This is a genomic window from Bacillota bacterium, from assembly GCA_013178125.1.
Taxonomy (GTDB): Bacteria; Bacillota; SHA-98; order Ch115; family JABLXJ01; genus JABLXL01.
In genome coordinates this window covers 81,376-103,156 of sequence record JABLXJ010000003.1, presented here as the reverse complement: position 1 = coordinate 103,156, position 21,781 = coordinate 81,376, and the positions used below count along the sequence as shown (strand labels likewise).

The following is a 21,781-nucleotide window of genomic DNA, read 5'->3' as shown; positions in this document are numbered from 1 at the left end:
ACAACTAGGGAAGCCAACTCTGAATTGCTCATACACTAATGATACACTATGACGGCGGGAAAAGCCAGATCCAAATTTTGCAGCCAGTTGGAGCCAGATATTGGTGGAACTTTGACGGAACCCTGGCGAGCGCGCGAGTGCGAGGATGCGAGGCGCGAGGAGGGTGGGGCCGTGAATCGTGAGGACCTAATGAGGAAGCATAGAGAAAGCATACAAGGAGCAGAGCAGAGCAGAGCAGATAAGATAAGATAAGATAAGGCACAGATACAGATACAGATGCAGATAAAAATTAAAGAAAAACCTGCGGATAAAGAAACCGTAGGAAAAAGGAAGAGGAATTTAAGGGCATGGCGCAGAATAACAAGGGAGGGTGATAGCGGAGTCCTGCACCGCAATGTTGAGGGGGTATTGAGATATGGGCGTTGGGCATTTGATTCGAAATCGCCTGCGTTCTCCTGTCTTTAGGCTTATGGCTGCGGCAATACTGACTGGGATGGGGATTGCAGTATTTCTGGGGATAGGAGCCTCGGCGGCCGGGCCATCCCGCGACCAGATCATATCAAATATAGAGGCAGCGACCAGGGATATAAAGGACTTCAAGGCTGTCTTCGTCAACACATATACCGAGAATGGTGTGAGCAAGGTCATAAGCCTGCATATAACATTCAAGAAGCCCGGGCGATTCTTCATAGAATACATGCAACCAGACGCCCCCGCAGGCGCGCAGAGCGCTGGAGGCGCCGGCAGCGACCGGGTCGGAGATCGCATAATCCTCTCGGGGGGCGATAGGATATTAATCCCGAAGGGTGGCAGGCCGAGGCTCATGAAGGACCTCGATATATCAATGCTCGACCTGCTGATGTTCAGCCTAAGATTTGTGGTGCAGGACGCGAGCAAGATCAGCAATCTGGAATACGTCGGGTCCGATAACATCCTCGGCCGGGAGTGCTTCATTTTGACCATGCCGACCGATTCACTGCCCTTCGACTCCTCCGGCGCGGGCGCACGTAGCGGGAGTGAGGCCCGGGAGAAGCTCTGGGTTGCGGCGGATGATGCTGCAATACTTCAAGGCGAGATTGCTAGACTCTTTGGGATACGGGCGTTTCTCAAGGCCTCGTCATCTGAATCCGGGTCCGGCGGCGCGGCACTCAAGCCGGGCGATAGGGAGTATTCCATGATGGTGCTCGGCGTTGATGGCAATCGCCTCGGGACCATTACAATGACGCGGGCGGCCAGGGGGTTGTGGCTCCCCGCAAAGGCCGTCTTTCAGACGAGGGACGGCGAGCTCATCCAGGTGGTACGGGACGTGAAGGTAAATATCGGGGTGAAAGATGACATATTCAAGGTGAAAGAGATCGATGAGATGAGGGCGAAATTCAAGGAAGGCCTGTCGCTCATGGAAAAGAGACATTACGAAAAGGCGGTGGAGGCCTTTAAGCGCGTCATAGAGCTCGAGCCAGCACACACTTTGGCACGTAATAATTTGGGCCTCGCCTACATGGAGCTCGGAAGATTCGAAGATGCTGAAAAACAGTTCAAGACGGTGATCACTGCCGAACCTCAGAATGCCACCGCCTATAATAATCTCGGCTTCTTGTATGCTGATTCGGGGAAGGACGTCGATGGCGCTATAAACCTCCTGGAAAGGGCGATCAGCCTCGAGCCTGCGAACCCGGTCTTCATGGATAGCCTTGGCTGGGCATATTACAAAAAAGGCTCGCTGGATGATGCTATCAGGACTTTGAGGAGGGCCCTGCTGTTTGAGACGGACTTTGCGCCGGATATGCTATCAATAGCCCACTACCATCTTGCCGTTGCATACAACGCCAAAAACATGACCGATGATGCCCGCTCTGAACTGCGAAGGGCGCTCGAAGCTGATCCGCGGAACCAGAAGGCCAGGGAGATGCTTTCAAAGATCAATAAGAAGTAGTATAATGAAATAGTGTAATTACAGTATTTACAGTATATAGTTGTCGCGGTTCGAAGGAATGTAGGTCGAGAACGTAGAACAACGCAGAGCAACGTAGAACAAGGGGTTGATGCACTTGGCTTTATATGAATTCTCATGTGTATCATGCGGGGCAAGGTTTGAGGAGCTGGTAACAGGCAGCGCCGAAGGCGTAAAGTGCCCTAGGTGCGGCGCAGCGAATGTCAAGAAACTGCTTTCAACCTTCGGATACAACAGCGGTTCGAGCTTCAAGAGCAGCTCAATTTCAAGTGGAGGGTGCACCTCCTGTGGGGGCGGGAGTTGCAGCACCTGCGGGCATTAGGGAGCATTTTCTTTCCCTTGACATGCGTTAGCCTTCTATGTTACCATAGTAGCGGCCAAAATTCTATATAAACAATGAATGATAAACATGTAAACGTGGCGCGGCGTCCAGGTTTTCTCTCTGTGAAAGCCCCCAGATTATCATGGGGGAAGGGGGGATTATTATGCATGCCTGTGCCGGTTCTTGTTTTCAATTTTCCCTGGTTTTACCATAATCCGCTTGTTTTCTTAGCTTAATATTTTTCGGTGTTTAATGTATCTTCGCGTGTTTTATTTATATTAGGGGAGGGGGGTGCTGTTACGGGCCCGAGCTGGTGAGGGCCTCGCCCGCGGTTTATTTTCAAACCAGAGAGGGAATTAAATCATACACTGACTATCGCTGACGATATCGACCACGTTTTGAGGAGATGATCTGTAGATTATGGCTGATTTGCGCACGCTTTTTCGGCCAAAATCCGTTGCTGTGATTGGTGCTTCAAAGGTTGAAGGTAAGGTAGGCAATTCGATCTTAAAAAATGTGATAAACAGCGGGTTCAAGGGGGACATATACCCCATTAACCCTAAAGAAACTGAAATCGCCGGTTTGCGCTGCTACCCAAGTATCTCTGAGGTAAAGGCCGAACTGGCGATTATAGTTATACCGACTTCCGGCGTCCTAGCCGCTGCAGAGGAGTGCGGTAAGAGCGGCGTCCGGAGCCTGATCGTCATTACGGCTGGGTTCAAAGAAACGGGGTCTGCCGGTGCCAAGCTGGAGCGGGAGCTCGCCGAGATCTGCAATCGCTACTCTATGATGCTGGTTGGGCCGAACTGCCTCGGCGTTATGGACACACGGACGCCCCTGGATGCCTCTTTTGCTCCCAAGTTTGCCCTGTCGGGGGATATTGCCTTCATCTCTCAGAGCGGGGCGCTTGGCTCTGCGATTCTGGACTGGAGCGTTACGCGAGGCCTGGGATTCAGCAAGTTTATAAGCCTTGGCAATAAGGCTGGTCTTGATGAGACCGATTTTATAGATTATCTTGCCGGCGATCCTGATACAAAGGTTATTATCTGCTATATCGAGAGCATCACAGGGGGCCAGCGCTTCATGGACGTCGCGCGCGCTGCCAGCCAGGTAAAGCCTGTAATCGTCTTTAAATCGGGCACGAGCGCGGCGGGGGCCCGGGCCGCATCGTCACATACAGGTTCTCTTGCCGGGAACGACCGCGTCTATGAAACCGTATTTAAACAGTGCAATGTAATGCGCGTCAAAAAGCTCGATGATCTGTTCTCGCTCGCGGCGACATTTACGAGCCAGCCGCTCCCCAGAGGTAACAGGGTAGCCATCCTGACCAACGCTGGCGGGCCAGGCATCATAACTACCGACAATATTGAAGCCTCTGCCCTGACCATGGCCCAATTCTCCAATAGGGTGACAGAGGCTTTGAAGGTTGGGCTTCCTGAAACGGCCAATATTCATAACCCGGTGGATGTTATCGGGGATGCTCGTGCTGACCGCTATGCCTATGCGATGGAGCACATTATGTCTGATGAAAACGTCGATAGCGTGCTGGTTTTGCTCACCCCCCAAACTGTTACTCAACCTGAAGAGACCGCTGAGGCTCTTGTGGGTATTCGCTCAAGACATCCTGGGAAGCCGGTCCTGGCCTCATTTATGGGCGGAGAGCTCGTGGGAGGTGCTGTCGACTATCTCGAGAAATCTGGCATCGCGACCTTCCCGTTCCCCGAGCCGGCCGTTAACGCTCTAGATGGAATTACTAAATATTCCATTTTAAGGAAGCAAATTGAAAAAGAGGGTAGGGAACGGGCTTTGAGGCCCGCACCGGACAGGGAGCGTGTTGCCGCCATCTTCGCGTCGGTCCGGGAGGATTCGCGCACCAATCTGATCGGGAGCGAGGCCGCACAGGTGGCTGATGCATATGGAATTCCGGCGGCTCCGTCTGTTCTGGCTACGACGGTCGAAGAGGCTGTAAAAGCCGCTGAGAAAATGGGATATCCGGTCGTACTGAAGCTAGCGGCCCCCAAAATCCAGCACAAGACGGACCTGGGCGGCGTCAAGCTCAACATCAGATCAGCTGATGACATCCGCAGGAATTTCAACGAGATCATTTCAACGGTGCGGATCAAGATGCCGAATGCACAGATTTCAGGCATCGAGGTGCAGAAAATGATGCCTCCGGGGCGCGAGATGATCATAGGGATGTCACGTGATCCGCAGTTCGGTCCGATGATCATGTTCGGCATGGGCGGCATCTACGTCAACCTCCTGAAGGATGTATCATTCCGGATGGCCTATAAGCTTACGAGACGGCAGATCGAGGATATGATCAAGGAGACAAAGGCATATACGCTGTTGCGCGGATTTCGTGGAGAGGCTCCGGCGGATATGGACGCCCTGGTTGACGCCATAGCCAGGATCGCCCAGCTCACTCTGGATTTCCCCGAGATCGCCGAGCTAGATATCAATCCTGTATTCGCCTATGAGAAGGGCCTGTCGGCACTTGATGTGAAGATCATGCTGGCGCCTTCAAAGGAGACGAGGAAGCAGGAAGTGGTGGACAGTGTAATGCCGGGCAGCGCGGTAGCGCAGTAACCAAATTTGTCAATCCAAATTTGTCAATTTGGAAAGCAACGTTGTACATTGAGGAACACAATTAGGAAGACGGACAGGCCCGGGAAATGAACTTAAACTAACTGGTTCAGGTGGTTCAGGTTACATGCTTGACCAGCGACTCATTCCCGGGCCTTTTTCTGGTCCTTTTTGGGCCTCTTCGATTTTTAGTTAACATAATATCTATTATGCGACGTAAAATAAATTCCAGACGCAGGCGCCACACGGCGCCTGCAAAGAAACTTGGCAGGATGCCCCACCCCCCACCCCCCTGCCAAGGAATTTGGCAGGCCCGCCCCCACTCTACCAAGAAATTAGGCAGGCTAACCCCTGAGTGCGGCAAAACTGCCTAGAATCTTGGCACTTTTACGCGCGACCTGCCAAGAATATTGGCACTTTCACCTTTGACCGGGGCAAACTGCCAAGAATATTGGCAAGATGAGCGAGTACCTGCCCATAAATTTGGCACTCCTGCGCGTGACCTGCCAAGAAAGTTGTCACTACGCATGCTTGGGGAGCTAGCCTTTGAGCGCTCCCAGCGTGAGACCCCGGACAATATAGCGCTGGGCAAAGAGCGCAAGCAACGTTGGCGGCAGCATGGCAACGAGCGCCCGGACGGCCATGAACCAGAACTGGACCCCGCGGGTATCCACTGCGCCCGCCATGTGGACGGGTATTGTGACGGCCTGCCGGCTCCCGATGGTGAGCGCAAAAAGGAATTCATTCCAGGTAAAGGCCAATATAATCAGGGCTGTAGCGGCGATCGCGGGTGCCGCCAGCGGCAAGGATATATTCCTCAAAATGCTGAGATGGGTTGCCCCGTCGACAAGGGCGGACTCCTCGAGCTCCAGGGGCAAATCCGCAAACGTCTGGCGCATAATCACAACGACAAAGGGGAGAATGAACGTGGCATTTGCAAGGATGAGAGCCGTCCTGGTATCCAGGAGCCTTGCCGAGCGCATCATCAGAAAAAATGGGATCACCGTCACAACGGGCGGCAGCACCCTCTGGGAAAGGAACCATACCGTAATATCCCTATTCTTTATGGTAAAGAACCGGAACCTCGCCAGGGCATACGCGGCCGGGATGCCCAGGATCAAAGCGATGATGGTCGAGAATACTGCGACGATGGTGCTGTTCACGAGGGCTCGCTGCGTCTCGCCTATAGATAACTGGTCGATCCAGTTGGCGAGCGTCGGCTTGAACTGGACGAATGGCACCCCGAGGCCCGCTACTGTAAATGTCTCGAGAGGGCTCCTCAGGCTCGTGCTCAGCGCCCAGTAAAACGGCATAAAGGCCCACAATGCAGCAGCGATGGCCAAAATCAGGATAATAACGCTTTTAGTTCGCCTGCGTGTGCTGCTCAACCCCCCGTCCTCCTTTCCCTTCATCCCTTCAAATGAGTAGATTTATAATATAAATAGATTAACTCGAGTCGGTCATCAGTCGTAGGCTAAAATCAGTCGTATATCTGCCGCAGGTGCCTGAAGAAGAAGCTCACGATTATCATGACCACAACCAACATCACATATGAGAGGGCGGATGCGAACCCGAGGTCGAAAAAGCGCAGTCCCGTCCTGTATGTGAAGAGCGAGTAAACCTGAGTAGCCGTGCCCGGGCCACCTCCTGTGAGGCTGAAAGGTATATCGAAGAGCTTCAATGCCTCCGCGAGCCTGAGAAGCAGGACTATGACGATCGTTGGTTGAATGAGTGGCAGGGTGATATAGCGGAATATCTGCCAACCTGAGGACGCCTCGATCATGGCCGCTTCGTACAATTCATCGGAAAGACCCTGCAACGCAGCAAGGAACACAAGAAAACAGAACGGGGTCCACTGCCATATGTCCACCATGGATATGGAGAGAGCGGCCAGCCCGGGGTCCGAGAGCCATGGGACTTTCCAGGGTATCAAGCCGTTTATGAGCCCACCTTCTTCATAGAAGATGGTGAAAAAGAGATAACCTATGGCTATCGGCGTAGCGAAAAGCGGCATCGTGAGGATGGTGCGCAGCAGCCCTCTTGCGGGCATGACGCGGTTGAATAAGACAGCGAGCGCAAGGCCCAGCACGAGCTCCACGGCGACCGCTACGACGACGATTTTTAAGGTGACAAGCGCCGCGCTCCGTGCCTGTTCATTTGTGAAAACCCTGGCGAAATTGGTGAGGCCGATGAAAACATCGCCTTGCCCGATCCGGATATTGAAAAAGCTCATCCTCAGTGAGTAGATTAGAGGGAAGATGGTGAATATGAGGACCCATACTACCGCAGGAATCAGAAAGGCGAATTTAATCTTGCTCTTCCACAAGGCCCTGACACCCCCTTCAGCTTGCGACATGTGGGTCTAGAACAAGCCAACCTCCAGACCCACCATGTCGCAAGCCGCTCTATATCCTGTTATACCTACCCTTCCCTACCACGCTCCCCCGCTCTACTTCTTGTAACCTATTGCCTCCTGGTAGAGCTTGAGCTGCTGGGCCCGGCCGAGCCTATCTGTAATCTCATCCCATTGTTTCGCCGTCTTGTCAAGCGCGGCCTTGGGTGTAAGCTGGCCGCTCATAGCCGCTGACAGGTTTTGATCGAGGGTTGTAAAATACTCAAAGGCTCCGGGTATTCTGAGGTATGTCACAACATGCTCTGCATAGAAGTTGTCGTGGTAAGCCTTGAGGTACTCCCGTATATCGTTTTCACTCCAGCCTTCAGCCAGGTAATCCTTTAGATTGGCCGTGCCCTCGGGCGGCAGGAATTGATATTTATACCCTGGATCAACCCCAGTCCACCCGCGGCTGGCGTTCCACAGGCTTACAGGTTTAGTCGCATGCAACGCAAGGAGACTGTAGACAACGTCGGGGTTTTTGGAAAGCCTCGAGATGACACCGTGCCAACTCCCGCCTGTGGTATTGCCGACGATATTGGGCTTGTCGAGCTTCACGAACTTGCCCTTGGAGCGATCGTAGACCTCATAGCACCCGGGCAGAATGGACGCGCCGATCTTCCCTTTTACCTTTGACCTGCTCGTATCCTGGACCAGAGCCCCGACGTCACCCCAGGAGAACACGAATATGGACTTGCCACGCAGGAAGTAGTCCCACGCCTCGCCGAGGCTCCACCCGACCTGGGCCTTAGGCCCGGTCTTTGCGAGCTCGAGCAGGAATTCCAGGGCTTTCACGTGGCCGGGGCTATTAATGAGGGGCTCCATCGTTTCGGGGTCAAACCAGTAGAGATTATGTGCCTTATCAACCTTTGGCCCAGGCAGATATACAAACGGGGCCGAGAGAGACATGAAATGGAACATGCCCTGCTCCCCGACCTTCGGGTGAAGGACTATGCCGGAATCGGGTTCACCATCTTTGTTCCAGTCCTTGCCATTAAAGAATTTGGCGATATCTAGGACCTGGTCCCATGTCTTGGGTGGGACGGGCAGGTCGTACTTGTATTCTTTTTTGAACGCCTCACGCCATTTCGCGTCCGTGAGGATGTCTTTCCGGTAGTACAGGACCTGGCCATCAGCATCGTTTAAGACCCCGTACATCTTGCCACCCCAGCTGTACAGGGTCCGTAGAGAGTTGGGCATAGAGTTTGGATCCCACTTCGGGAACCGTGGGTCTTTTATATAATCATCTACGGGGATTATATAGTTGCCGCCGACTAGGTCTCCATACCAGAACGACCCGGTCATAAACCCATCATATTGGCCGATCCCCAGCCTAAGATCGTTCATGACCTTCGTGTAATGCTCGGCGAATGGTATCTCGACAATATCCAGCTTCGCGCCTGTAAGCTCTTCCCACGCCGGCCTGAACCTGTAAAGCGGGCCGCATATGCCACCTTTCGGACCGGCTGCGTTAACGGTTATGGCGATCTTCTTGCCCTTGAATGGCTGCTTGCCGGGGCCAAATAAGGTTCCAAGCTCGCCAGGTGCGAATTCGATCTTTTCGCCGTCAAGGGTGGTTAGAACGCAGCTTCCATCCTTTCCCCAGGTCACATATTGCTCAGCAAATACAGGTAACGCAAGTGCCAGAATGGCGAAGCCGGCAATCACCAGAATACCAAGATTTCGCATTCTCATCATTCTTGATGGCACCTCCTGATCCTGAGTTATCCTGAGTTTAACTTGATACCCGCTGGTGGACTAGCTGCCTGGGCTAGGCCAAGCCCTCTTTTATACGCCCCCCCTTTTGGGGTCACCTCCTCTCCATATCTAGATCATCTAGTTCTAGCAGTTAACCAGATTATTTATATTCTACACCCACGATGGAAATCCTCTTAATTAAAGTAAATTCAAAATATTAAGAGTAATAATATAAAACAACTATACCAGAGGAAATACTTCGTATTAACGGGCCAGAACCAGCTCATGGCCAGAGCAGCCCGGGGTGCGGCGACTCTGGCCATGAGCTGGCCACTTCAGGAACCTAAATCTAACTGCTCCCTCCCTGAACCTTTCGTTTGATCTCATGCAGCGAGCTTTCATCCATCCCCAGGGTGTTAAAGAAGAGCCTCAGAGCCTGTCCCTGTCCTATCACCTCTGGAGGGGCCTCGTTGTTACCGCCATTAGCGACACCAGCAACTGGCAGCTCGGAGTATTGTCGAGCCGCGATTTCACATGCGCCGGAGACGCCGTGTTTTTCCACCAGAGCTATCAACTCTTCATATTTTTCTTTACGGGCGCCTGCATGTTTCGACCAGAAAACGGGGTTCTTTGTCAGGCTGCTTGCGAGGATGTCCTGCTTGGCGAGGCTCTTGAGCCGCTTGAGGCCCCTTATAACATCCTCGCTCGTAAGCTCGACCATATTGCATCCTCCTCCTTCACGCCCTCCCGGGCCGTCATTTATCCTCTATCCTCTATCCTTTGTCCTTTCATGACATATCAATCTGTTCTAATCTATTTCAGTTTCAATTACCTCGGGTCTTCAACCCAGGTTATCTCGGGTCGCCAATCCGGGATTCCCGGTCCCATCTCTTCATCTCTTAACAAGAAACCCCAAAAATGAGAAACTGGGCACATTGTCGTCAGACCGACTTGTGCCCAGTCTATCCAGAACTCTCCACCGCGCCCCCCCGTGGAGCCGAGGAATCCCACCTTCCTCACTGCGCCAAACCCATTCAAAGCTGACCGCCCCTTCCACGCTGTCCTTCCCTTGATTTATTTGTTTCGACATCGCCCCATAAAATCCTTCTTGCCGGGGTTCAAATGATAGGCAATGCTTTTTTTACCCCACCCATTTCGAACTGGATCTTACGCCCTGATCCTTCATATATATTATTTCGAGCACGGGTAGGAAATATTGTACCAGATTTAATCTCCAATCTCCAGGGCCTATTCCCCGAACCCGATATGTTTCCGATATATTTAATGCTACGAAGCCGCAATAACGTTACAAAACCCGGGGTGACGCTATAATAAAACCCGGGGCGTAACTCAGGAAGCGCCAAGGTTAACGCCTAGAATGCCACCCAGGGCCCCGGCCGCTATAGAAAAGGCCAGGCGCTCAAGGGCTTCTATAGTGGAGATTCCCTCCATACCTCCCCCACCCGCTGATCCTATGGCCAGGATCAGGAGAACGTACGCCAGGCCGACGACGCCACCGACTATGATGCCGCGGCGCTTATACCTCCTGCCCGCCACCAACCCCCCAATTATGACAGCGGCGTAGCTAATCCACGTTAGAATCATTGGCATGATGCCCTGGTTGAGGTCAAGCAGGAGAGAGGCGATGGCCGCAAAGAGGCATCCAAGGGCGAGAACAACCCATGCATACAGGAGGCCGGAGAAGACTGCGGGAATAAACATACCCCTCACCTCCCGGGGCGAGAGAATATATCAGACGGGGGTGAACCACAGGGGTGGACCCTCTTCCTGTACCCAAGGATATTCACTACATGATTATATATGCCTGTATGATTCTAATTCCCATACTTGTCGTGTGTAGCGTGATATGCATACCCATTACTTCATCCATTACTTCATAATAATATGCATGGCGCATCAATTGAGGGATATTAATATGGAGCTGATGGAAAGGTATTAACGGGAAAGGCCAGGGACAAGGTTAGCATGGCGAAGGCTACCGGGGTTAATAGTCCATATGAAAGGTCACAATGAAAGGTCATAGAATGCAGGGGAATATACGACACTGTATCGTAACAAAAATGGTCGGGGCAGGCGGACTCGAACCGCCGACCTCTTAGTCCCGAACCAAGCGCGCTACCAACCTGCGCCATGCCCCGACTGCAACGATTATAGTATACCTGAATACCGGTTGAATGTCAATAAAACTCTCGCACGCTCGCACGCTTCAGAGCTGACGCATGCACGCCGCACGCTCGCCATGCCGCATCGGTAGCCGCTGACACGATGGCTGATCGCTGATCTGCGAACCCGCCTATCTTTGCGTCAGCGCCAGGTATAAAAGAAACATTGAGGGAAAAAGTATAGTAGTCGCGGCAGCCACCACGCCAGAGTCATTTACAGCGAAGGCAACTACGCAACCGACAAGGCACCCGGTAAAACCCCGGGTGAATGCGGGGTTGCGCTGCCACAAGGATACCAGCAGGCCGACCGGGCGCACCACCAGCACCGAGAATACGAGTATGAAGCTCAACAGCACCCTGGTCCAGATGGTATAGCGTATGAGCTTCAGGTTCATTGATATCTTCCTCATCATAATCCTCCCCAGCTCGGATACACCTCCGCCGGCAATAACATCTACAGTCTTGCCCCAGTGCGACTCGCTCGCCCCTCTTACCAGCGAATCGAAAAGGGATAATCCGACGGTCACAACGAGTCCCGCAACCATCAATCCCAGGATGTGACGGGCCGTAACGCGCCTCCCTGTAAACCCTATATATGAAGCCCCAAAGGCAGCCACTGCCGATATGGTGCCCCCGAGGTTGGCGCCGAGCGAAGGCATCGCGAGCACAAACGTGGCCAGCGCGAAAACGGATATGACCAACCACCTGGCCAAGGGCCATGACCGGGATCGAGGCGTTATGCGCCGCTGGTCCAGGAAGGCAGCCAGCCCGATTATCGATGCCCCTATGAGGATGCCCATGTATTCGTTTCCGATGCCGTAGTATCGCGCCCCGCCGATCACATCGTAGCTGAGCACCGAGCCCTGAATAAGTCGGGCGCCACGAAACGTATCAGCGATCAGCACTATTGCAGTGGCGAGCCCTGCCACGACAAATGGAGTGAACTCATCCCGCCCAATCCACCGGCATGCCAGGGCGATTATTAGCGCTATCGCCGCTATTTGCAGCGCCCTCCCGATTATACTCACATCGGGAAGCTGCGAAGTGAGGAGCATAGCAAGGGGGACGCTCACTATCGTAAGAAGGAGAATCTGGCCGCAATAGATAGCATAGGCCGGGAGGCGGTACCTCAGCAATATCAGGCTCAGCACCGCTATTATGGAAAGTATCTGAAAGACCACAAAAGCCTTTGACAGCGGGGCTCTCTGGCCATAGTCGAGCGTGAGCCTGTGCTCGAGATCAAGCATCATATCCACCACCCTCTCCCGGGCGGCCCCGGCCGGCGGGGAGAGTCTGGATCCGTTGGATCCGGATGAATAAGGGGTTGCAGCTTCCGGGCGGCCCATCGGCGAGCCAGGCGGGGGTGCTAGAGGCAAGCTGTAGATGGGACGCCCTAGCATGGAGTACGGCGCCTTGATCCCGAGGAAAGCCAGGATGGTGGGGGCTATATCGATATTGGTCACAATCCCGCGCTGGTGCGTGGTCCCTGACGTCAAGAATCCGTGGTCCATACCAGGTCCGAGACAGACGATGGGACTGAGCGCGTTTGTTGTTTTAAAGACCGAGGCCGGCGGTGTTGGCGAGGCGAGTATCAGGAGGTCTTTGTCGAGATTGACAAGGGATAGCACCCTGGCGAGGAAATCATCGGCAGCCAGGAGCGCAGCCCGCTTATAATACGCTACCATCTCATCGGTCAGGTTGTTTCTAAAACGCTCAACCCTGGCCGCGTCACCAAGGTCGACGACGATGAGGCTTGCGTCAGCATAAACCCCCTTGAAGCGTTCCGCCAGGACATCAATGTCATCCCTGACCCCTCCGGGGAACTTCACATCCTTTTTCGTCATCTTGTGCCCCACATCCCCGAGGTCTACCTGGCCGCTCTTGTCCATGGCGAGGGAGACTGCAGGCCGGGCGAGCTCATCCACGCTATCTGAGCAACCAAGAACTGCGACGCGTAGACCGCTTCCGCGAATCGCTTCGCCGAGCGCCCCCGGCTCTATCGTGTAGTATTCCCGGCTATTGACGCGTATAAGATCGGCAACATAAGGATGGACAATGGCGGCACTGCCAGGGTCCATACCGGTATTGCGCATGTAGACTTCAACGGCGCGCGCTCCTTCGTAATTCTCAGATCTGTTGAACCCGAGCTCGGAGAGTGCCGATCCCTGGGCACGCGTTCCGGCCCCGATGGTTATGTAAGTATTTCTTGGTATGGTGGCCCTCGAGGTCCGTGTATTCATCAAACCGATGGCCCCCCGGCCGAGGATGCGCTGGAAATTCGGCAGGCCCGGCACGGACCACTCGTCAAGGGCTGTCCCATCGAGAAGAACGAGCACCACCTTGGCGCCGCCCGCGATCCCCATCCCCACAGCGGGGGTGAGAAGGCATCCCCAAAAGAGGCAGAGCGCCAGGATGCAGGATGCCAGCGATGCCAGCAAGGTAGGGGTTGAAAAGATAGGGCCTGAAAATGAGCTTCCATTTCTGGTTCTGTTTCTAGTTAGGGTGATGATGGTCATGATCTGAAACACGCCCGTCCTTTCGAGGTTAACAGGTCCCTATAAAGCCTGTCTGTACGCTGGAGCATCGTGCGCAGGTCAAAATTCTCCTTGACCTCCAGGCGAGCCCGGGAGGCCATGGCCCGGGCCTTATCGGGGTTACTTAGAGCAGTCTCCATTGCGCCGGCGAGGGCTGCAGCGTCGCCTGGAGTGGTAAGCCACCCTGTCGCCCCATCAGTCACAACCTCAGAAACGCCCCCAACGTCGCTTGCGACAACCGGGACGCCGGCAGCCATGGCCTCCAGGATGGTTATCGACATGCCCTCCGAAAGCGTGGGCAACACGAACAGATCCAGGGACCCGAGGATAGCAGGAATGTCATCCCTGAACCCAAGAAACCTGACGCGGGATTGGATATCGAGGTCTCCCGCCAGCGTCTCGAGCTCCGGGCGCTGCGGCCCATCCCCTACAATCAAGAAAGTCGCGTTCAGGCCGCGGTCCACTAGCTGCCGCGCGGCCTTGATGAAAACACCCACACCCTTGGCCGGGATGAGCCGGGCCACGGTGCCAATCCATACGCCCCGTATTTGGCTATCGACGGTATCGCCGACGCCACCGAGGTTAGAGCCCTCCCCGGGGCGGCCATCCGCAGGAGCAGGGTCGTGGTTGAAGCGCGAGAGGTCTATGCCATTTGGGATACATACGACCCTCTCCGGGCACGTCCCCCTTATTGAGAGGTAGTCTCTTCGAAGCGCCTCGGAGATCGTTATTACGCAGTCAGTCTGCCCTGCGAACATAGATTCGAGGAACGCGCAAAAGGCGCCCGCGGGAGTCCCGCGCGTTCTCTCTATCACTGAATTGTGGATTGTATAGACCATCAGGGGTCGCTTTTGGCGAGGCGAAAGGGAGATCGCTGCGCGCCCTGTAATCCCCGCCTTGAAGCCATGGCAGTGGACTATATGGGGCCTAAACGCAGCCACATGCTTCCGCAGCAGTGAGATAGCCCTGGCGTCGCGAATAGGATCAATCCGACCCGTGATAGGGACATGAAACACCCCAGCACCGGCATCTCGCAACTCCGCGGTCAAGGACGCGTCATCGCATGGCCCTGCTACAGCGATATCATATATACAACCGGGGGTTACACAACCGGGTGCGGGTGTATAACAATCGGACATGGAGCCGGCCAACCCGCGAACGAGGTTCAGGAGGTGCTGCTTCATGCCGCCGGCCGCAGGGCGCATGACATACAATACCCTGATCCGCTCGCCCCCGGTCCGTTCACTCTCAGTCTGTTCAACCTGCTCGCCGGGTAGCCCATTTCCCACCAGTGCTCCTCAGCCCCCTATTTCACCATCGCTATACAACGCTATATATTATCATAATCATATATTATCGCTGTATTGCTATGCCTGATCATGCCCGGTCGCCATACCTGGACATACGGGATGCCATAGCCCGAATGTGTTCAGGCGTGGTGCCACAGCAACCACCAATTATACTCGCCCCGGCCTCTATGAGCTTCATCATGCTCTCGGCCATGCTCTCAGGCTGCTCGCTGTAGACAGTAGCCCCATCAACGAGCTGCGGCAAGCCCGCGTTTGGTATTGCGGCTATGGGAAGCCCTGTGACCGTCGCCATTTCCCTGACTACGCGAATCATATCCCCGGGACCTGAGGAGCAATTCGCGCCCAGGGCTATGGCTCCTCTCGTTGATAGAACCCTAGCGGCATCCCCTGGCGATACCCCCATTATCGTTCTTCCCGAGGCTTCGAAGGTCATGAGGCACATGACCGGCAGGTGCGTGGAAGCCTTTGCAGCATCCAGGGCCACCTGCGCCTCATCCAGGTCGCTCATGGTCTCTATGCAGATGATATCAGCCCCGCCCTCTTCCAGGGCTCGCGCCTGCTCGCTGAATATCTCGAATGCAAGCCCCCGTGTGAGGCTTCCAAGGGGCTCCATGAATTCGCCGGTTGGCCCCATGGAGCCGGCGACCAGCAGGCTCTCCCCGGCCACCTCACGTGCGAGCCTCGCCCCTGCGATGTTGAACTCCCTGACGCGGTCGCCGAGCTCGAAGCGGTCAAGCTTTTTGCGGTTGCCTCCAAAGGTATTGGTCTCCAGCACCATCGCCCCGACCTCACGATACATTTCATGAATGCCCTTTACTTTTTCAGGATGATCTACATTCCACCTCTCGGGGCATTCCCCGGGCGGGAAGCCGGCCGCGAGCAACATAGTGCCCATGGCCCCATCAAATAATATAATACCTTTACCGAATCTGGATAATACATCCTGTTTCCCTCTGGACATTATGGGCAGCGCCCTCCCTTTCGGCTCATTCTTACTTGTCTACTTGTCGCTTTTCTTGCCGCATTTATGGGCTCGAAAGCTGTAAACTTGAAGACCGTAAAAAGGTCATCGCCGCTATTATTCCGATATTGCTTATTGCTGCTCCGACATTGCCCCAATCTGGTCTAGCGTGGAAGCGGCCTGCACCAGGAGGGCGCACTCGAGCCGCTTCTTCATGAGAGCGCATCCCACCTCATAGGGGTGAAAGATGTCCCCATGAAACTGATCTGCATTGGCGTGGCAGCCCCCGCCGCAGTAAAACCTGGCCCAGCAGGAGCTGCATTCAGGTTTGTTGTAAATATGGGCGTTCTTAAACGTTCGCCGGATATTCTGGTCCCTGATGCCGGAGAAGACGTCCCCGATAAGATACTTCCCGCGCCCTACAAACTGGTGACAGGGATAAAGCTCCCCCGCCGGCGATACGGCCAGGTATTCGTTGCCGGCGCCGCAGCCTATAAGGCGCTTGTAGATGCATGGCCCACCATCGAGGTCCACATTGAAATGAAAGAAGGAAAACCCCCTCCCCTGTCGCTTCAACTCCAAATACAGCCGGGCCAGTCTATCATATTCAGCCTCAATGGCAGGCAAATCCTCGCCTCGAAGGCTGAAAGCCTCTGTCTCCGCAGTCTCCGCAGCCACAACGGGCTCCACAGAGATCCTTTGAAATCCGATATCCACTAAGTGCATCACGTCGCTGGCGAAATCCAGGTTCTCCCGGGTATAAGTGCCGCGGACCCAGTAGTCCAGTCCATTAATGGAGGCGAGAAGACCCTTTATCCTGGGCAAGATGATATCGTACGTTCCCCGCCCGCCCGGGAAGAATCTCATGTTATCATTGATCTCGCGCCGGCCATCAAGGCTCAGGACAACGCTGATACCATGCTCCCTCAGAAAATCCGCAACTTCATCATTCAGGAGCACGCAGTTGGTCGTAAGGGTGAATTTCAGCTCTTTGCCGCATTTCGACGCTTGGCGCCTGCCGTACTCAACCGCGGCTTTGACCGTCTTAAAGTTCAATAGGGGCTCTCCCCCGAAGAAGTCGACCTCGCAGTGGCGCCTGTTCCCCGAGTTTTCCAGTAGGAAATCAATGCTGCGCTTGGCCACGGCCTCACTCATGCTGGCCTGGCTCTGCTCTCCTCGCCCGGCAAAACAGTACCTGCACCGCAGATTGCAGGCCTCCGTTATGATCAGGCAGAGGGCCTTGACAATAGCATCCCCGGCTGGCCGGTAGGCGTTGCCCAGCGGGTCACCGGCGGCGATGAGCCCATCCGCCCGTAGCTGGTTCAATTCAGCCAGGGCATCGCGGATTTGCTCGACGGGATAGCGCCCCTGGAGGGCTTCAATTACCGCCTCCCGCTCTGTCTCACCTTCGCCGCGGTCACAGGGGTCATAATAATCAAGGATATCCCAGGTGATCTCGTCAATCATGTGGAGAGACCCGCTGCCCACGTCCAGCAACAGCCTGAGGTCATCCAGGCGAAATCTATGCCAGTCCTTGTCCTCGACCCAAGAAGCCATGTTCATCACCTAGATTAAAATATATAGCTCCTCCGGCCATATGTCAAAAGCTATTTTCCAAGTCCTTAATTTATGATATAAACTTTAGAAAACATGCTGTAGACTACAGCATGCCCCGGGGAAATATACTGCAATCAGTGACATCGAGACATCGATATTACCCTTGTGAACTACATAAGTATTATGTTATTATAGAATTAAATTGAATATGAGATTAAGCCTTCAGGGCAGGGTGAAATTCCCGATCGGCGGTATGACACGGTATAGATAACGCCTGTGTCGAGCCCGCGAGCCGCGCGAGCGGTTGATTTGGTGAGAAGCCAAAGCCGACAGTGAAAGTCTGGATGGAAGAGGGTGAAAAGCATATGCCGTTCTTGACGGTGGTTTTTCAGATAGACATCGATAAGCCCTGAGGGAGCCTCAGGGCTTCAACTTTTTGCCGGGCGGATTCTTTGCCGGGCGAATTCCCCCGGGTTCCCCTCTCACCAAGCCCAGTTGAGACGAAGCCCCAGAAAACAAAAGGGTCGAAGGTAAGGAGCGAAAACTCGATGAATCCGGTATATCATATGGAAAACTCCCCGGAACTCCCGGCACATCCGGGAGGGTTAGACGAGCACTATATGAGAATAGCCTTTAAGCTCGCACGGCGTGGAATGGGCGCAACGTCCCCCAATCCCATGGTGGGGGCCCTTGTTGTGAAAGACGACCAAATCGTGGGCCGGGGCTATCACCCGATGGCCGGAGAACCACACGCGGAGGTGTTCGCCTTGAGGCGTGCAGGGGAGCTTGCCAGGGGAGCTACGCTCTATGTTACGCTTGAACCCTGCTGTCACTATGGCAGAACGCCTCCCTGCACGGACGCTATCATCAAGGCGGGGATCGGCAGGGTGGTGTGCTCTATGGAGGACCCGAACCCTCTCGTCTGCGGGAAGGGCTTTCAACGCTTGAGAGAAGCCGGAATCGAGGTTACCGTCGGCGTCCTGGAGGAGGACGCGAGGAAGCTAAACGAGGTATTCATCAAATACGTGAGGACCCAACTTCCTTTCGTCACCATTAAAGCCGTCATGAGCATCGATGGCAAGATCGCCACTCACACCGGAGATTCCCGGTGGATTACGGGGGAGGAGGCACGACGCTACGTCCATATTCTTAGGGCGCATCACGACGCCATAATGGTGGGCATCGGGACCGTCCTGGCCGACAACCCTCGGCTCACCGTAAGACTGGGGCCGGGGCGGATGCGGGCGCCTCGGAATCCGTTGAGGGTTATCCTGGATAGCCACGCCAGAATCCCGCTTGACGCCAATCTACTTCTGGAGAATCCTGGCGACACTATCGTTGCTACCACCTCGCTCGCCCCTTCGGAGAGGCTTGAAAGCTTGAGGGATCTGGGAGCAAAGGTCATAGTAACAGATCCGAAGGAAGGGCGCGTGGACATCAAGGAGGTCTTAATTGAACTGGGAAGACAGGAGATAACCTCGGTCCTAGTTGAAGGGGGTGGAAGCCTCAACGCCTCCCTCCTCGGGGAGGGGCTGGCAGATAAGGTCCTGGTCTTCATAGCTCCTAAAATCATCGGTGGGAAGGATGCCATGACCTGGGTCGAAGGCACGGGGGCTCGTACGATAGGCGGGTGTGCTACCTTGAGTATCTCCAGGGTAAGACGATTTCGCGGGGATATATTGCTCGAAGCCTATTTAAATACTGATGGCCACGGATACTGCGCGGATACTGATGGTCACGGATAGGAGGTGATTCTTGATGTTTACCGGGATCATTGAATCCACCGGCGTGGTCGAGGGCATCATCCGGAGGGGCGAGGCCTTGGAACTTCAGATAGCAGTCCTGGGTGACCCCGGGGGCTCTGACTTCGCAGAGCTAACGATAGGGGAGAGCATCGCAGTAAACGGCGCCTGCCTCACCGTAGCGCGGCTGACCAGAAATAGGAGCTTTCTTGCATATGCGATGCCCGAGACTTTGAGGAGAACTGCTCTCGCGGGGCTTGCACCGGGGGATAAAGTAAACCTCGAGCGTTCCCTCAGGCTGGGCGGACGTCTCGGCGGTCACCTGGTCACAGGGCACGTGGACGGGGTCGGATATCTCGAGAAGCGCGAGGACGTAGAGGAGGGCTTCCTTTTCACTATAAAGGCTCCTCCCAACGTGATGCGCTACGTTGTAGAGAAGGGTTCCGTCGCCGTAGATGGGGTGAGCCTTACCGTCGCAAGCTGCGCCGCAGAGGGGTTTACCGTTTCCATAATACCTCACACCGCGAGCGTTACCGCTTTGGGCTCCAAACGCGTCGGCGAACCGTGCAATCTCGAAGCCGACATAATAGGCAAATATGTGGAAAAGCTCCTTGAGCCGTATCTCAAGGAGCCGTATCTCAAGCAGCACGAAGGCGCGTCTCCATCCCTTACGCTGGACTTCTTGCACGAACTTGGTTACTGAGTAGGAAGGTGATCCAATGATTTTCGATAGTATCCATGAAGCCCTGAGAGATATCCGCGATGGTAAGATGGTGATAGTCTGCGATGATGAAAACAGGGAGAATGAGGGCGACCTCGTGATGGCTGCCGAATGCGTCACCCCGACGGCCATCAATTTCATGGCCATGCATGGCCGCGGACTCATCTGCGTCGCGATGACCCGGGAGCGGCTTCAAGAGCTCCGCATCCCGCCCATGGTCGCGGAGACCTCCGAGAAAATGGGCACGGCCTTCATGGTCTCGGTGGATGCCAGGGGGGTCACTACTGGGATTTCAGCTTTTGAACGGGCCATGACAGTCAAGGCCCTTGTTGACCCCAAAACGCGGCCCGAGGATCTCACAAGACCCGGCCATATTTTCCCCCTGGAGGCGAGGGAGGGCGGAGTCCTCACAAGGCCCGGCCATACGGAGGCGGCCGTGGATCTGGCCCGGCTTGCAGGCCTTTCCCCCGCCGGCGTTATCTGCGAGATAATGAACGAGGATGGGACCATGGCGAGGCTTCCGGAGCTTGTTGCCTTTGCCGGTCTTCACCGCCTGAGAATCGTAACTATCGCCAGCTTGGTGAGATACCGGAAGATACACGAGAAGCTCGTAAGAAAAGTAGCTGTGAGCTCGCTTCCCACGAGATTCGGTGATTTCAGGGTGATAGCTTACGAATCTCTACTGGACAGGGAATGCCACCTCGCCCTTGTAAGAGGGGACGTCGAGGGCAAGAAGGGAGTCCTCGTGAGGATCCATTCAGAGTGCCTCACGGGAGATGTCCTGGGCTCCTTGCGATGCGACTGCGGAGAACAGCTGGCGAGGGCTCTGGAACTAATCGAAAGGGAAGGCCTCGGCGTCCTGCTCTACCTCCGGCAGGAAGGCAGGGGAATCGGGCTCCTGAATAAACTGCGCGCCTACGAGCTCCAGGACCGGGGGAGGGATACCGTTGAGGCCAACGAGGAGCTGGGATTTGCTGCGGACGAGCGGTCGTACGAGACAGCCGCACAGATACTGAAGGATCTGGGCCTATCAGCTATTCGTCTTTTGACCAACAACCCCGATAAAATCAATGAACTCGAAGATTATGGGATCGAGGTAGTCAAAAGGGTGCCGATCGAGATCCCGCCGAACGGGGTCAACGCAGGCTACCTCGAGACAAAACGGGAGAAGCTCGGCCACCTGATCAATCCGGCTATTTGGGGAGGTAAAATCAATGTCCAGAATCTATGAAGGGAAACTCATCGGTGAAGGGTTACGCATAGGGGTCGTCGCAAGCAGGTTCAACGAATTAGTGGTAAAAAAGCTCGTGGAAGGCGCCAGGGATGCTCTCACAAGGCACGGCGTTGCAGACGAGGACATAGAACTTGCCTGGGTACCCGGGGCCTTCGAAATCCCCCTTGTGGCCCAAAGAATGGCCGAATCCAAGAAATATGACGCGGTCATTTGTCTCGGTGCCGTCATAAGGGGGGCCACCCCTCATTTCGAATATGTAGCGGCAGAGGCGGCAAAGGGGATAGCACAGGTCGCGCTCAAGACAGGCATACCCGTCACCTTTGGGGTCCTGACCACCGATAACCTAGAGCAGTCCCTGGAGCGGGCGGGGACAAAGGCCGGCAACAAGGGATGGGATGCGGCCCTCTCGGCGATAGAGATGGCAAATCTCCTGCGGGAGCTGGTGTAGGAGGAGAGCGGAGCATGTTCGCTTGAGGAGGTGGAATGAAACCGGGGAAGGTCATATTCACCGACAAAGGGGGGGAATGCTATCCACAGGTATCCGAGTACGGGGTGAAAGGAAAGTCATGTTTCGGCTCCTGTTGTGGTAG

General features: G+C 54.8%; 17 protein-coding genes, 1 tRNA gene and 1 riboswitch. Of the genes, 8 read left to right on the top strand and 10 right to left on the bottom strand.

What is annotated here, in order from left to right:
- Positions 1–415: 415 nt before the first annotated feature.
- From HPY71_04440 to HPY71_04430, 3 genes are all read left to right on the top strand, one after another.
- The gene (locus tag HPY71_04440; protein ID NPV52755.1) at positions 416–1,933 is read left to right on the top strand and encodes a tetratricopeptide repeat protein; all 1,518 of its coding nucleotides are present in this window, start codon (positions 416–418) and stop codon (positions 1,931–1,933) included.
- A 115-nt stretch (positions 1,934–2,048) separates the two neighbouring features.
- Positions 2,049–2,273, top strand: a complete 225-nt coding sequence (locus HPY71_04435) for a zinc ribbon domain-containing protein (GenBank protein NPV52754.1) — start codon at positions 2,049–2,051, stop codon at positions 2,271–2,273.
- 420 nt (positions 2,274–2,693) lie between these two features.
- Positions 2,694–4,862 (top strand): CoA-binding protein, encoded by a 2,169-nt coding sequence (locus tag HPY71_04430; GenBank protein ID NPV52753.1) that lies wholly within the window; start codon positions 2,694–2,696, stop codon positions 4,860–4,862.
- Between the two features lie 536 nt (positions 4,863–5,398).
- Here HPY71_04430 and HPY71_04425 read toward each other — a convergent pair.
- From HPY71_04425 to HPY71_04395, 7 genes are all read right to left on the bottom strand, one after another.
- Positions 5,399–6,271 carry a carbohydrate ABC transporter permease gene (locus HPY71_04425; GenBank protein NPV52752.1) on the bottom strand — a complete coding sequence of 291 codons (873 nt, stop codon included), beginning with the start codon at positions 6,269–6,271 and terminating at the stop codon, positions 5,399–5,401.
- Between the two features lie 68 nt (positions 6,272–6,339).
- On the bottom strand, positions 6,340–7,215 hold the full coding sequence (locus HPY71_04420) for a sugar ABC transporter permease (GenBank protein ID NPV52751.1): 876 nt from the start codon (positions 7,213–7,215) through the stop codon (positions 6,340–6,342).
- 93 nt (positions 7,216–7,308) lie between these two features.
- Positions 7,309–8,940, bottom strand: a complete 1,632-nt coding sequence (locus HPY71_04415; protein ID NPV52750.1) for an extracellular solute-binding protein — start codon at positions 8,938–8,940, stop codon at positions 7,309–7,311.
- A gap of 358 nt (positions 8,941–9,298) precedes the next feature.
- Positions 9,299–9,670, bottom strand: a complete 372-nt coding sequence (locus HPY71_04410; GenBank protein ID NPV52749.1) for a hypothetical protein — start codon at positions 9,668–9,670, stop codon at positions 9,299–9,301.
- A 629-nt stretch (positions 9,671–10,299) separates the two neighbouring features.
- Positions 10,300–10,671: a TIGR04086 family membrane protein gene (locus HPY71_04405; GenBank protein NPV52748.1), complete on the bottom strand. Its 372-nt coding sequence runs from the start codon at positions 10,669–10,671 to the stop codon at positions 10,300–10,302.
- A gap of 360 nt (positions 10,672–11,031) precedes the next feature.
- Positions 11,032–11,108 (bottom strand) — tRNA-Pro (locus HPY71_04400).
- A 155-nt stretch (positions 11,109–11,263) separates the two neighbouring features.
- On the bottom strand, positions 11,264–13,501 hold the full coding sequence (locus tag HPY71_04395) for a hypothetical protein (GenBank protein ID NPV52747.1): 2,238 nt from the start codon (positions 13,499–13,501) through the stop codon (positions 11,264–11,266).
- A 7-nt stretch (positions 13,502–13,508) separates the two neighbouring features.
- Here HPY71_04395 and HPY71_04390 point away from each other — a divergent pair, with 7 nt between their 5' ends.
- A complete protein-coding gene (locus tag HPY71_04390) occupies positions 13,509–13,655 on the top strand; it encodes a hypothetical protein (protein NPV52746.1) in 147 nt (48 codons plus the stop codon).
- Here the strand turns inward: HPY71_04390 and HPY71_04385 are convergent.
- From HPY71_04385 to scfB, 3 genes are all read right to left on the bottom strand, one after another.
- The gene (locus HPY71_04385; protein ID NPV52745.1) at positions 13,645–14,955 is read right to left on the bottom strand and encodes a glycosyltransferase family 4 protein; all 1,311 of its coding nucleotides are present in this window, start codon (positions 14,953–14,955) and stop codon (positions 13,645–13,647) included. The two genes, HPY71_04390 and HPY71_04385, sit on opposite strands and share 11 nt — an antisense overlap.
- Before the next feature lie 88 nt (positions 14,956–15,043).
- Positions 15,044–15,937, bottom strand: a complete 894-nt coding sequence (locus HPY71_04380) for a hypothetical protein (protein NPV52744.1) — start codon at positions 15,935–15,937, stop codon at positions 15,044–15,046.
- Between the two features lie 132 nt (positions 15,938–16,069).
- Positions 16,070–17,494 carry a thioether cross-link-forming SCIFF peptide maturase gene (gene scfB / locus HPY71_04375; GenBank protein ID NPV52743.1) on the bottom strand — a complete coding sequence of 475 codons (1,425 nt, stop codon included), beginning with the start codon at positions 17,492–17,494 and terminating at the stop codon, positions 16,070–16,072.
- A gap of 214 nt (positions 17,495–17,708) precedes the next feature.
- Positions 17,709–17,854, top strand: a riboswitch (FMN riboswitch).
- A 206-nt stretch (positions 17,855–18,060) separates the two neighbouring features.
- On the opposite strand from scfB, the gene ribD reads away from it, so the two are divergent.
- From ribD to HPY71_04355, 4 genes are read left to right on the top strand one after another with little or no spacing between them, the layout of a single operon-like run.
- A complete protein-coding gene (gene ribD / locus HPY71_04370) occupies positions 18,061–19,239 on the top strand; it encodes a bifunctional diaminohydroxyphosphoribosylaminopyrimidine deaminase/5-amino-6-(5-phosphoribosylamino)uracil reductase RibD (GenBank protein ID NPV52742.1) in 1,179 nt (392 codons plus the stop codon).
- Positions 19,240–19,252: 13 nt separating this feature from the next.
- On the top strand, positions 19,253–19,939 hold the full coding sequence (locus tag HPY71_04365) for a riboflavin synthase (protein NPV52741.1): 687 nt from the start codon (positions 19,253–19,255) through the stop codon (positions 19,937–19,939).
- 16 nt (positions 19,940–19,955) lie between these two features.
- Complete coding sequence (locus HPY71_04360; GenBank protein ID NPV52740.1) at positions 19,956–21,188, top strand: bifunctional 3,4-dihydroxy-2-butanone-4-phosphate synthase/GTP cyclohydrolase II; 1,233 nt, start codon at positions 19,956–19,958, stop codon at positions 21,186–21,188.
- Positions 21,172–21,639 carry a 6,7-dimethyl-8-ribityllumazine synthase gene (locus HPY71_04355; GenBank protein NPV52739.1) on the top strand — a complete coding sequence of 156 codons (468 nt, stop codon included), beginning with the start codon at positions 21,172–21,174 and terminating at the stop codon, positions 21,637–21,639. Before HPY71_04360 ends, HPY71_04355 begins: the two co-directional genes overlap by 17 nt.
- Positions 21,640–21,781 lie beyond the last annotated feature (142 nt).